Annotated in this window: 7 protein-coding genes and 1 pseudogene; 5 read left to right on the plus strand and 3 right to left on the minus strand. The window is 71.0% G+C overall.

The features are described from left to right. Positions 1-18: 18 nt before the first annotated feature. Positions 19-2,523, plus strand: a complete 2,505-nt coding sequence (locus tag KIF24_RS19625; RefSeq protein WP_221085295.1) for a DEAD/DEAH box helicase — start codon at positions 19-21, stop codon at positions 2,521-2,523. A gap of 172 nt (positions 2,524-2,695) precedes the next feature. Here the strand turns inward: KIF24_RS19625 and KIF24_RS19630 are convergent, their stop codons facing one another. Then, on the minus strand, positions 2,696-4,333 hold the full coding sequence (locus KIF24_RS19630; protein ID WP_221085296.1) for an LPXTG cell wall anchor domain-containing protein: 1,638 nt from the start codon (positions 4,331-4,333) through the stop codon (positions 2,696-2,698). Positions 4,334-4,562: 229 nt separating this feature from the next. Here KIF24_RS19630 and KIF24_RS19635 point away from each other — a divergent pair, with 229 nt between their 5' ends. Together KIF24_RS19635 and KIF24_RS19640 are read left to right on the plus strand one after the other, a co-directional pair. Further along, complete coding sequence (locus KIF24_RS19635) at positions 4,563-5,204, plus strand: hypothetical protein (protein WP_221085297.1); 642 nt, start codon at positions 4,563-4,565, stop codon at positions 5,202-5,204. Between the two features lie 210 nt (positions 5,205-5,414). Then, positions 5,415-6,308 (plus strand): hypothetical protein, encoded by an 894-nt coding sequence (locus KIF24_RS19640; protein WP_221085298.1) that lies wholly within the window; start codon positions 5,415-5,417, stop codon positions 6,306-6,308. A gap of 86 nt (positions 6,309-6,394) precedes the next feature. Here the strand turns inward: KIF24_RS19640 and KIF24_RS19645 are convergent, their stop codons facing one another. Next, positions 6,395-6,784 (minus strand): cytidine/deoxycytidylate deaminase family protein, encoded by a 390-nt coding sequence (locus KIF24_RS19645; RefSeq protein ID WP_221085299.1) that lies wholly within the window; start codon positions 6,782-6,784, stop codon positions 6,395-6,397. A gap of 353 nt (positions 6,785-7,137) precedes the next feature. On the opposite strand from KIF24_RS19645, the gene hrpA reads away from it, so the two are divergent. After that, complete coding sequence (gene hrpA, locus KIF24_RS19650) at positions 7,138-11,199, plus strand: ATP-dependent RNA helicase HrpA (RefSeq protein WP_221085300.1); 4,062 nt, start codon at positions 7,138-7,140, stop codon at positions 11,197-11,199. A gap of 16 nt (positions 11,200-11,215) precedes the next feature. Here hrpA and KIF24_RS19655 read toward each other — a convergent pair. Continuing rightward, positions 11,216-12,149 (minus strand): annotated as a pseudogene (locus KIF24_RS19655) (LysR family transcriptional regulator). 71 nt (positions 12,150-12,220) lie between these two features. Here KIF24_RS19655 and KIF24_RS19660 point away from each other — a divergent pair. Then, positions 12,221-12,913, plus strand: coding sequence for a succinate dehydrogenase cytochrome b subunit (locus KIF24_RS19660; RefSeq protein ID WP_331461199.1), 693 nt, complete (start codon positions 12,221-12,223; stop codon positions 12,911-12,913). The last annotated feature ends 1 nt before the right edge of the window (position 12,914 follow it).

Raw genomic sequence — 12,914 nt, forward strand, 5'->3', positions numbered from 1 at the left:
AGGCACCATGGACCGGCCATGACACTCACCGCCGCGCTGCCGAAGACCGCCGACCCCGACACCCTCTACGACGCCTTCGCCGGCTGGGCCTCCGAGCGCGGCCTCGACCTCTACCCCCACCAGGAGGAGGCGGTCATCGAGATCGTCTCCGGGGCGAACGTGATCATGAACACGCCGACCGGATCCGGCAAGAGCCTGGTCGCGGTCGCCGCGCACTTCGCCGCCCTGGCCGACGACCGGACGACCTTCTACACCGCGCCCATCAAGGCCCTGGTGTCGGAGAAGTTCTTCGCCCTCTGCGAGGTCTTCGGCGCCGAGAACGTCGGCATGCTGACCGGCGACGCGAGTGTCAACGCCGACGCCCCGATCGTCTGCTGCACCGCGGAGATTCTGGCCAACCTGGCGCTGCGCGAGGGCTCCCGCGCCGACGTCGGCCAGGTGGTCATGGACGAGTTCCACTTCTATGCCGAGCCCGACCGCGGCTGGGCCTGGCAGGTGCCACTCATCGAGCTGCCCCAGGCCCAGTTCGTCCTGATGTCGGCCACGCTCGGGGACACCACCCGCTTCGTCGATGACCTGGCCCGGCGCACCGGGCGGGCGACCGCCGTCGTCAGCTCGGCCGAGCGGCCCGTCCCGCTGCTCTTCTCGTACGCGGTGACGCCGCTGCACGAGACGCTGGAGGAACTGCTGCAGACGAAGCAGGCCCCCGTGTACGTCGTGCACTTCACCCAGGCCGCCGCGCTGGAACGCGCCCAGGCGCTGATGAGCGTCAACGTCTGCACCCGGGCCGAGAAGGACATGATCGCGCAGGCGATCGGCGGGTTCCGGTTCACCTCCGGCTTCGGCAAGACGCTGTCCCGGCTGGTCCGGCACGGCATCGGCGTGCACCACGCCGGCATGCTGCCCAAGTACCGCCGGCTGGTGGAGACCCTCGCCCAGGCGGGGCTACTCAAGGTCATCTGCGGCACCGACACCCTCGGCGTCGGCATCAACGTGCCGATCCGCACGGTGCTGTTCACCGGGCTGTCCAAGTACGACGGGGTGCGCACCCGGCTGCTCAAGGCCCGCGAGTTCCACCAGATCGCCGGCCGGGCCGGGCGGGCCGGCTTCGACACCCTCGGCCGCGTGGTCGTGCAGGCCCCCGAGCACGTCATCGACAACGAGAAGGCCCTCGCCAAGGCGGGCGACGACCCGAAGAAGCGACGCAAGGTGGTGAAGAAGAAGCCACCGGAGGGGTCCGTCGGGTGGGGCCAGCCCACCTTCGACCGCCTGGTGTCGGCCGAACCGGAACCGTTGACCTCCAGCTTCCAGGTGAGCCACTCGATGCTGCTCAACGTCATCGGCCGGCCAGGAGACGCCTTCGCCGCCATGCGGCACCTGCTCACCGACAACCACGAGGACCGGGCCGCCCAGCGCCGGCACATCCGGCGGGCCATCGCCATCTACCGGGCCCTGCGGGCCGGCGGCGTGGTCGAGGAGCTGCCGCAGCCGGACGAGACCGGGCGGCGGGTCCGGCTCACCGTCGACCTCCAGCTCGACTTCGCCCTCAACCAGCCGCTGTCGCCCCTCGCGCTGGCCACCATCGAGCTGCTGGACAGCGAGTCCCCGTCGTACGCCCTCGACGTGCTGTCGGTGATCGAGTCGATCCTCGACGACCCGCGCCAGGTGCTGTCCGCGCAGCAGTTCAAGGCCCGCGGCGAGGCGGTCGCCGCGATGAAGGCCGACGGCATCGAGTACGAGGCCCGCCTCGAACTGCTCGACGCGGTGACCTGGCCGAAGCCCCTGGCCGAGCTGCTGGAGGACGCGTACGAGATGTACCGGCGGGGGCATCCGTGGGTGGCCGACCACCAGCTGTCCCCCAAGTCCGTCGTCCGGGACATGTACGAGCGGGCGATGACCTTCACCGAGTACGTGCAGTTCTACGGGCTGTCCCGTTCCGAGGGCCTGGTGCTGCGCTACCTCGCCGACGCGTTCAAGACACTGCGGCAGACGGTGCCCGAGGAGGCCAAGACCGAGGAACTGATCGACCTGATCGAGTGGCTCGGCGAGCTGGTCCGGCAGGTCGACTCCAGCCTCATCGACGAGTGGGAGCGGCTGCGCAACCCGACGGACCTGCCGGAGGTCGCCGCCGCCCTGGACGACCGCCCGGCGGCGGTCACCCGCAACCCTCGGGCGTTCCGGGTGCTGGTGCGCAACGCCCTGTTCCGCCGGGTGGAACTGGCCGCGCTGCGGCACTGGGACGCCCTCGGCGAACTGGACGCGGGCTCCGGCTGGCACGCCGACGCCTGGGCGGACGCGCTGGAGCCGTACTACGAGGCGTACGACGGGATCGGGACCGGGCCGGACGCCCGTGGACCGGCGCTGTTGATGATCGAGCAGGGTCGGGAGCGCTGGACGGTGCGGCAGATCCTGGACGACCCGGAGGGCCACCACGACTGGGGCATCAGCGCCGAGGTGGACCTGGCCGCCTCCGACGAGGCCGGGGCCGCGGTCGTGCGGATCACCGACGTCGGCCAGCTCTGACCGGTCCTCGTGGCAACCGCCCCGCTGGCCGCGGTGGTGCCGACGGCCGCAGCGGTCGCCGCCGCGTTCGGCTCGGCGAGAAGGCCCGTGGCTATCGGCCCGGGAAGGTCGTCCGACACTTCGGGGGTGGAACCGAAACTGGTTCCACCCCCGAAAGCGTCGACGGGTGCGGTCAGTCGCGCGGGGTCTGGAACGCCACGCGGCGACGCCGGAACAGGACGAACAGCACGCCGCCGAGCGCGAGCACGGCGGCACCGACACCGGCGAGAGCGGCGGCCGGCGCACCGGTCACCGGCAGGCCCCCACCGGCGCCACCGTCGTCACCGTCGTCACCACCGGAACCGCCGTCGCCGGTGTCGATGACGATGCGGGCGGTGTTGTTCTCCGGCTTGGACTCGGTGATTGACCTGCCACCGTCGACCACGATCGTGCCGTCGGTACCCGGCGTCGACTTGATCTTGATTCGGACGGTGGCCGTAATCCGGCCGTAGCCGGACGCGACGCTCGGGAACTCGCTCTCGAAGTTGCAGCGCAGCTTCTCCGACTCGGGCAGCGTCCCGCCCTGACCGCCGTCGGTGTAGCACCACTCGGCGGGCAGCAGCACCGTGCCGCTCGGCGCGGTGATCGACACACCGGGGCCGCCGCCGTCCGACGGGCCGTTGTTGACGACCTCGTAGGTGAGGTCGATCGTCTGGCCAACGGCGCCCTTGACGGCAGGAGCGGTGACGGCCACGTCGAGGTGGTTCTTCTTGCTCCAGAGCCGGAAATCCGCGTAGTTGTCCGACTCATCGAGTTCGCGTTCCACGACGGCCTGCCGGGCGAGACCGGCACGGGTGGCCTTGTCGTGCAGGGCGCGGACGGCATCGGCGAAGGACGGGCCGCCGCCCTTGCTGCTGGCGACCTTCTTCGCCGCCCGCGCCTCCCCGGCCAGGGCGACGCTGAACGCGCCGTAGTGCTCGGAGGGCCCGGGCAGGTTGCGACCGAAGGTCAGGTTGAACAGTGATTCTCCGGTCTCGTCGTCGAACAGCAGCAGGCCCTCACCCGGCTCCAGGGTCAGCGGCAGGACGCAGGTGACCGAGCTCGGCCCGTACACGTACGGCAATCCGATGTCGTTCGGGTAGTAGTCCGTGTAGGTGCAGTCGCGGTAGCGCTCGACGAACGTGGCGCCGGAGGGCAGGCTGATATCGACCGTGAAGTCGGTGGCGGCGCTGTCACCCTCGTTGAGCACACCGCTGTACAGCGGGGCGGTGTCCCCGGCGCCGAGCCGACTCGACTTGTCGTTGACGTCCTGGGCGGCGGCCACCAGATCGGGCCCGGAGGCGATGATCGTCACCGGGAACGTCGTGGTGTTGTCGCCGGGATTGGCGTCGTCCTCCGCGCCCGCGATCGTCACGGTGACCGAGCCGGCGTCGCCGGGCTTGGCGCCCTGACGGCTGGCCAGCGAGAGCGGGCGGATGGTGGTGACCTGACCGGCCGTGAGCGCGCCGATGGTGCAGGTGACGTTGTCGCCAGTGAGTTCGCAGGTATCCAGCCAGTCCGGCACGGTCGCGACAACCCCATCGGAGAGGTTGCTCAGATCGAAGGTGACGGTCACTGCTGTCGCGTCGGCCGCACCGTGGTTGTAGACGTACATGCCGACGGTGGTGCCGAGATTGTCGATCTCTGCGACCGGCTCACGGGTGAACGAGACGAAGAGGTCGGGCTGGGCGTCCGCGGCGTGTGCGGTGGTGGCGGGGGCGAAGAGTGCGGTCGTCGCCAGCACCGCCGCGCCGACCGCGAGGCGGGGCCAACGGGCCGTGAGGGATGCCATGTGTGCTCCGGAGAAGGAAGACCGATGGAGCCCCGGACTCTAGTTGAAGATCAGCTCGCGCGTTGTCCCTTGTCTAGGAGGGTTGGCGAGGTACCGGGCCGGGCTTCACCGCAGCCCGGAAAATCCGGTGGCCGATCCACCCGGTTGGCCCCTTATCTGCCCTGGGAGATGTCAGGGTCGTCGATTAGAATGTATGTACTAATCGAGTTCCTGACCTGGGAGGATGCTCGTGACCGCGCCCATCTCCACCCCCCTCACGCCGTACGCCACCCTCCTCGGTTTCACCCGGTACGTCGACCGCACCGGGCCGACCAAGGCCAGCTTCGTCGGCGGCCTGCGTCGACAGCGGGCGAGCCGCTCCGGGTTCAACCCGCACGGCCAGTTCGTCAAGGCACTCAAGGCCGACATCGCCTTCCACACCGGCGGCACCCATCTGGCTCAGGTGGTCGACGTGGTCAAGCCCCGGTGGCGTCCGCTCTACCAGGCGCTCGTGCCCGGCGCGACGGCGTGGCTGCACTCCCTCGGCGAGCCCGCCGGTGTCGACCTGGCCCAGACCCGGGACGCCCTGGCCATGCTCGGCGACCTCCCTATCAAGATCAACCCACACTTCGGCATCCGGTACGCCGACGGCCGCGCCGAGGCGGTGCGGCTGCACTTCGACGAGGCTCCGCCCAGCGAGGAGGCGATGCTGGCCGCGCTGCACCTGACGGCCCGGCACATGGACGCCGTCCTGCCACACGCCGAGCCGGTCCTGGTCGACGTCCGCCGGGGCACGACCCACCGGATGCCCGAGGGCACCAAGCCCGACGAGATCGAGCGCTGGCTCGCCGGCGAGGCCGCCGCCTTCCGCGCCATCTGGTCCGCCGCCTGACCTGAGCCGTCCCATCTGCCCACGTTTCACCGGCTCGCCCGAACAAGCCGCAGCTCAGCAACTTCGGGGACGATGTTGCCTCGGCGTGCCCGGAGGCAACATCGTCCCCGAAGTTCCATCGACTCCTGCTGCACAAGGGGCAGGAGGGGAGCGGCGGCGGTTGTCCACAGGGGTGTCGGGAGAGGCTTCCGGTCGTTCAGGGTGGACGGCATGGCCACCTCCGCTCGGCGTCCGCCGCAACTGCGCGGGCGCGTCTTCCGTGGTTCTTGTGCCGTGGCCCGAGGGCTGCTGACCCGGGGCGAGTTGCGCAGCAGAGCGTGGCGGCCGATCTTCCGGGACGTGTACGCCGACGCCCAGCTCACGATCTCGCACCGCACCCGGTGCCAGGCTGCGGCGCGGTGGGTTCTTCCGCCCGGTTCGGCGATCGCCGGGCGGAGCGCCGCGGCCCTGTTCGGTGCCGGGTTCATCGGAGACGCCGAACCGCTCGACGTTCTGGTGCCCGCCGGGCAACGCTTCGGGCCGGTCGCCGGTCTCGCGGTGCATACCGGCGAGGTCGCCGAGGTCGACGTGCTGTCACACGCCGGGATGCCGGTCACCACGCCGCTGCGGACCTGCTGGGATCTGGCCCAGTGGCTCAGTGTGGAAGAGGCCGTGGTTGTGGTGGACCGGCTGCTCGGCCTGCGGCTGCTGCAATCGGATCAGCTGCGGGAGCTGGCCCACCGTCGTCACGGCGCCCGGGGCTGGAAACGCATGCTTCGCGTGGCACAGCTTGCCGACCCCGGCGCGGAGTCGGCTCAGGAGTCACGGCTGCGGGTGCGGATCGTGCTGGCCGGTGTTCCGCAGCCGGTGACCCAGTTCGTGTTGCAGCGGGATGGCAGGTTCATCGCCCGGGTCGATCTCGCCTGGCCGGAGCTGAGAATCGCGGTCGAGTACGACGGCCTCTGGCACGATGATCCGGAGCAGTTCCACCGTGACCGACGGCGCCTCAACCGCCTGCTCGGCGAGGACTGGATCGTGTTGCACGTGACGGCACAACGACTCCGCCAGGACTTCAACGGCTTCCTCGCCGAACTCCGCCAAGCAATCCGCACCCGCACCAGCTGACCCCTTCTTGCCCAGCAACTTCGGGGAAGATGCTGCCTCCGCATGCGCCGAGGCGACACTTTCCCCGAAGTTGCACAGGTCCTGGGTCACGTGTGGTTGGTGGGAGTGGTTGGGGTGAGGTGGGCGACCGGAACGACCCGGGGATCGTCGATCGGGCCGACGATCACTCGCAGGGCCGGGAAGCGGTCCACCAGGAGCCGGCGGCACGAGTCGCAGGGGGTGACCACGCTCCGGCCCCGATCGCCGACCGTGACGATGGTCTCCAACTCGCTGACACCCTGGGTGGCGGCGGCGCCGATCGCGATCAGCTCGGGGCAGGCGCCGCCGGTGGGGTGCACCACGTTCACGCCAGAGACCACCCGACCGTCGGCGGTGCGGGCCGCCGTGGCAAGGGTGTGGGCGGCGCTGCGGCAGCGCAGCTTCGCCACCGCGCTGGCGGCCTGCACCAGCGCCCGATCGGTGTCACGCATCGTCATCCCGCGTCCCCGTGTTCCGCTTCCGCCCCGGCGGTCGACTCCCGGCCCGACAGTCGACTCCCGGCCTGACAGTCGACTCCCGGCCCGGCGGTCAACGATAGACCGCCGCCCCTCTGGCGTGCGTCGCCCGTGCCCTGCCCCACCACGGCCCCTTTGCTCTGCTTCAACCCACGCACTTGCTCTGCTTCAACCCATGCACCGGTCATGACCAGAACCGTTGCGCCGGGTGAAGCAGAGCAGACGTTGCCGTGCGATGCCGGGCGCGGCCGGCATCCCAGGGCGCGGGGCGGGTGCGGGGCGGGTGGGTAACCAGGAGGCGGGTCGGCGGCGGGCTGCCTATCCTTGGCCACGACATGCAGAATCCAGCCTCAGCCGCCGCGACCGATCCCGTCCGCGAATTGCAGCGCCGCCTCTCCCCGTTGATGTTCCGCGACCAGCGCCAGCTGCGCCGCCGGCTCGACGGGTTGCGGAAGCTACGAGACCCACAGCGGCGGGAATCGGTGCTTGCGGAGATCGTCGCCGAGACGGCGGAGGCGGAGACCCGCCTGGAGCGGCGGCGGGCGGCGGTGCCGGCGGTCACCTACCCGGCCGTGCTGCCGGTGAGCGAACGCAGGGACGACATCGCCGCGGCGATCCGCGACCACCAGGTGGTGATCGTGGCCGGCGAGACCGGCTCGGGCAAGACCACCCAGTTGCCGAAGATCTGCCTGGAGCTGGGGCGAGGCGTCACCGGACTGATCGGTCACACCCAGCCCCGGCGGCTGGCCGCGCGGACGGTCGCCGACCGGATCGCCGAGGAACTGGGCACGGAACTCGGCGACGTGGTCGGCTACAAGGTGCGCTTCACCGACCAGGTCGGCGAGAACAGCCTGGTCAAGCTGATGACCGACGGTATCCTCCTGGCCGAGTTGCAGACCGACCGGATGCTCCGCCAGTACGACACCCTGATCATCGACGAGGCGCACGAGCGCAGCCTCAACATCGACTTCATTCTCGGCTACCTCCGGCAGCTGCTCCCCCGCCGCCCCGACCTGAAGGTCGTGATCACCTCGGCGACCATCGAGACCGACCGGTTCGCCCGGCACTTCGCCGGCCCGCCGACCGCCGAGCACCCCGACGGTGAGCCGGCGCCGGTGGTGGAGGTCTCCGGCCGGACCTATCCGGTCGAGGTGCGCTACCGACCATTGGTCGAGGTCAACGAGGACGCGGCGACCGACGACGGTGACGAGGAGAACGTCCGCGACCAGATCCAGGCGATCGGCGACGCGGTCGAGGAGTTGGCCGTCGAGGGGCCCGGCGACATCCTGGTCTTTCTCAGCGGCGAACGGGAGATCCGGGACACCGCCGAGGCGCTCGGCAAGCTGGTACAGCACCGCCGTTCGCTGCGAAACACCGAGATCCTGCCGCTGTACGCCCGGCTGAGCGTCGCCGAACAGCACCGGGTCTTCGCCCCGCACGGCGGGCGCCGGGTGGTGCTGGCCACCAACGTCGCGGAGACCTCGCTGACCGTCCCGGGCATCAAGTACGTGGTGGATCCCGGCACCGCCCGGATATCCCGCTACTCGCAGCGGTTGAAGGTGCAACGGCTGCCCATCGAGCCGGTGTCCCAGGCGTCGGCCAACCAGCGCAAGGGGCGCTGTGGACGGACCTCCGACGGCATCTGCATCCGGCTCTACGACGAGCAGGACTTCGGCACCCGGCCCGAGTTCACCGACCCGGAGATCCTGCGCACGAATCTCGCCTCGGTCATCCTGCAGATGACCGCCATCGGTCTCGGCGACATCGCCGCCTTCCCGTTCATCGACCCGCCGGATCGGCGCAACATCACCGACGGCGTCAACCTGCTGCACGAACTGGGCGCGTTCGATCCCGCCGAGGCCGACCCGGCCCGTCGGCTCACCCCGCTGGGCCGCCGGCTGGCCCAGCTTCCGGTCGACCCTCGCCTGGCCCGGATGGTGCTGGAGGGTGAACGCAACGGCTGCGCCACCGAGGTGATGGTGATCGCCGCCGCGCTGTCGATCCAGGATCCGCGCGAGCGGCCCGCGGAGAGGCAGGCTCAGGCCGACCAGGCCCACGCGCGGTTCGCCGACGCCGAGTCGGACTTCGTGGCGTACCTCAACCTGTGGCGTTACCTGCGCGAGCAGCAGCGGGCGCTCTCCTCCAGCGCCTTCCGGCGGATGTGCAAGGCGGAATACCTGAACTACCTACGGGTCCGCGAGTGGCAGGACATCGTCAGCCAGTTGCGGCAGGTGCTGCGTACCGCCGAGGGGGACGGCCGGGGACGCGGCCGGCGGGGCCCGGCGCAGGGCGCGCCCGACGGTGGTGGGCGACGCCAGGCCGGCGCGGACCTGCCGGAGGAGATCGACACCCCGAAGGTGCACCAGTCGCTGCTGCCCGGCCTGCTGTCGCACGTCGGCCTGAAGGACGCCCAGAAGCACGAGTACCTGGGCGCGCGGGGGGCGAAGTTCGCGCTGTTCCCCGGGTCGGCGCTGTTCCGTAAGCCGCCGCGCTGGGTGATGGCCGCGGAGCTGGTGGAGACCTCCCGGCTCTGGGGCCGGGTGAACGGGCGGATCGAGCCGGAGTGGGTCGAGCCGCTCGCCCAGCACCTGGTCAAGCGCAGCTACAGCGAGCCGCACTGGGAGAAGAAGCAGGCGGCGGTGATGGCGTACGAGAAGGTCACCCTCTTCGGCGTACCGCTGGTCAGCTCCCGCAAGGTGAACTTCGGCCGGATCGACCCGACGTCGAGCCGGGAACTGTTCATCCGGCACGCGCTGGTCGAGGGCGACTGGTCCACCCACCACCAGTTCTGGCGGGACAACCAGCACCTGCTGACCGAGGTGGAGGAGCTGGAGAGCCGGGCCCGGCGGCGGGACATCCTGGTCGACGACGAGACGATCTTCCAGTTCTACGACGAGCGGATCCCGGCCGAGGTGGTCTCCGGCCGGCACTTCGACACCTGGTGGAAGGTGACCCGGCGGGAGCGGCCCGAGCTGCTCACCTTCACCCGCGAACTGCTGGTCAACGCGGGTCGGGGCGGGGTGGACGGGGCCGACTACCCCGACGAGTGGCGGGCCGACGGGGTGGCCCTGCCGCTGACCTACACGTTCGAGCCGGGCACCCCGGCCGACGGGGTCACGGTGGACATCCCGTTGCCACTGCTCAACCAGGTGCCCGCGGAGAGCTTCGACTGGCAGGTGCCCGGGCTGCGTGAGGACCTGGTCATCGCGCTGATCCGGTCGCTGCCGAAACCGGTGCGGCGCAACTTCGTACCGGTGCCCGACTTCGCCCGCGCCGCCCTGGCCGCGGTCACCCCCGGCGAGGAGCCGCTGCTGGACGCGCTGACCCGGCAGCTGCGGCGGATGACGGGGGTGACCGTGCCCCGCGACGCCTGGGACGTGGGCAAGCTGCCGCCGCACCTGCGGGTCACCTTCCGGGTGCTCGGCGAGGACGACAGGCCGGTCGCCGAGGGCAAGGACCTGCCGGCGCTGCAACGCCAACTCAAGGCGGAGGTACGCCAGGTGGTGGCCGCCGCCGCGCCGGACCTGGCCCGCTCCGGGCTGACCGGCTGGGAGATCGGTGTCCTGCCGCGCACCATCGAGCAGGTGCGCGCCGGGTACGCGGTGACCGCCTATCCGGCGCTGGTGGACGAGGGCAGCACGGTCGGGGTGCGGGTGTTCGACTCGCCGGCCGAGCAGGAGGCCGCACACTGGGCGGGGACCCGGCGGCTGCTGCGGCTGACCGTGCCGTCGCCGGCGAAATTCCTGCAGGGGCGGCTGACCAACGAGGCGAAGCTGGCGTTGTCCCGCAACCCGCACGGCGGCGTGCAGGCGCTGATCGAGGACGCGGCCGGCGCGGCGATCGACAAGCTGGTCGCCGACGCCGGTGGGCCGGTCTGGGACGCCGAGGGCTTCGCCGCGTTGCGGGAGAAGGTCCGGGCCGGGCTGGTGGACACGGTGGTGGCGGTGATGGACCGGGTCCGCGCGGTGCTCACCGCGGCGTACGCGGTGCAGCAGCGGCTCGGCGCGACGAAGAACCTGGCGGTGGTGGCCGCCCTGGCCGACATCCGTGCCCAGCTCGACGGCCTCGTCCACGCCGGGTTCGTCACCGAGGCCGGGTACGCCCGTCTGCCGGACCTGCTGCGCTACCTGACCGCGATGCAGCGGCGGCTGGACCGGCTGCCCGGCAACCCGGCGCGGGACAAGCAGCAGCAGGACCGCATCGCGGTGGTCCAACGGGAGTACGACGAGATGCTCAGGGCGCTGCCCCCGGCCCGGCGCTCGTCCGCGCCGGTGCGGCAGATCCGCTGGATGGTCGAGGAGTTGCGGGTGAACGTCTTCGCCCAGGCGCTGGGCACCCCGTACCCGGTCTCCGAGCAGCGCATCTACCGCGCGATGGACGACGCCGAGGCCCGCTGAACGGCCGCCGACGCCGTCAGAGGGGTGCCACGCCGGGCGGGAGTTCGCCGGTGGCGGTGGTGGTGTGGACGTAGTCGAGCAGGATGCGGCGTAGCTCGCGGCCGGCGTGGGTGGGTACCACGTCGCGGCGGCGGGCCACGGCGATGGTGCGCCGCACCCCGGGGAGCCAGCCGGGTGACCCGGATGCCGGGCCGGCGGGCCACCACGATGCCGGGGACCAGGGCGATGCCGAGCCCGGCCTCGACGAAGCTGAGCACGGCGTCCATCTCACCGCCGTCGACGGACAGGGTCGGCTCGAAGCCGGCGTCCCGGCACGCCTGGAGGGTGGCGTCGCGCAGGTCGTAGCCCTCGCGGAACATGACCAGCGGCTGGTCGCGCAGGTCGGTGATGCGCAGGTCCCCGCCGGCCGAGGTGGTGGGCACCGGATCGACCGAGGCGACCACCAGGCTCTCGGTCAGGATCGGGTCGGCCCGCAGCCCGGGGTCGGCGCCCTGGGCGGGCATGATGATCAGCGCCAGGTCCAGGTCGCCGCGGAGCAGGTCCCGGACGAGGTCCTGGGAGCCGCCCTCCTCCACCCGCAGGTCGACGGTGGGGTGCGCGTCGCGGAACCGGCGCAGCACCGGCGGGGCGAGCGAGGTGGCCAGGCTGGGGGTGGCGCCGAGGCGTACCCGGCCGCGCCGCAGCCCGACCAACTCCTGCACCTCGCGGCTGGCGGTGTCGACGTCGGCCAGGATCCGCTTGGCCAGTGGCAGCAGCACCTCCCCCGCCGCGGTGAGCGTGATGTTGCCCCTTACCCGCTCGAAGAGGGGGGCGCCGAGGGTGTCCTCCAGCGCGTGAATTTGCTTACTCAACGATGGCTGGGTGATGCCGACGATGTCGGCCGCCTGGGTGAAATGTCGGACTTCTGCCACCGCGACGAAGTACCTCAGCTGATGGAGCTGCATCTTCATAGCTTATGGCTATCAAGACTGCGGTGTCGATGCATTGGACGACTGATCAAAGTGCTCCTAGCGTCGGTCGAGTGGTAGTCACGACGAGAACGCGGTCGCCCATCCGATCCAATGTCGGCCTCAAGGCCGTCATGGCGGTGACGGGCATCGTCCTGGTGCTGTTCCTCATCGCCCACATGCTGGGCAACCTGAAGATCTTCGCGGGCGCCGTCTCGTTCAACCACTACGCGGAATGGCTGCGGGAACTGGGTGCCCCGGCGCTGCCCGGCGTCTGGGGCCTGTGGTTCCTGCGGATCGGGCTGGTGGTGGCCGTCGTCGCCCACATCTGGGCCGCCACCGTCCTGGCGGTGCGGGCCCGCGCCGCCCGCCCGGTGCGCTACGCCCACCGCAAGAAGGTCCGCGGCAGCTACGCGGCCCGCACCATGCGCTGGGGCGGCGTGATCATCCTGCTCTTCGTGATCTACCACATCCTGGACCTGACCACCGGCACCCTGAACCCGGTCGGCGACCCGGCCCGGCCGTACGCCAACGTGGTCGCCGACTTCGCCCCGGAGCGCTGGTACGTCACGCTCTTCTACACCCTCGCGATCGTCGCCATCGGCTTCCACCTGCGGCACGGAGTGTTCAGCGCGCTGCGCAGCCTCGGCCAGCAGACCCCGCGCGGCGAACAGTGGGCCCGGGTGGTGGCGCTGGTCTTCGCCGTCGCGCTCTGCGCCGGCTACCTCGTGGTCCCGTTCGCCGTACTCACCGGATTGGTGTCCTGAC

The sequence above is a fragment of the Micromonospora tarapacensis genome, from assembly GCF_019697375.1.
Lineage (GTDB): Bacteria > Actinomycetota > Actinomycetes > Mycobacteriales > Micromonosporaceae > Micromonospora > Micromonospora tarapacensis.

Excerpts from the sequence above, each read along its gene's own strand:
- KIF24_RS19625 (WP_221085295.1), top strand. The coding sequence starts at position 19 with ATGACACTCACCGCCGCGCTGCCGAAGACCGCCGACCCCGACACCCTC.
- KIF24_RS19630 (WP_221085296.1), bottom strand. The coding sequence starts at position 4,333 with ATGGCATCCCTCACGGCCCGTTGGCCCCGCCTCGCGGTCGGCGCGGCG.
- KIF24_RS19640 (WP_221085298.1), top strand. The coding sequence starts at position 5,415 with ATGGCCACCTCCGCTCGGCGTCCGCCGCAACTGCGCGGGCGCGTCTTC.
- KIF24_RS19645 (WP_221085299.1), bottom strand. The coding sequence starts at position 6,784 with ATGACGATGCGTGACACCGATCGGGCGCTGGTGCAGGCCGCCAGCGCG.
- hrpA (WP_221085300.1), top strand. The coding sequence starts at position 7,138 with ATGCAGAATCCAGCCTCAGCCGCCGCGACCGATCCCGTCCGCGAATTG.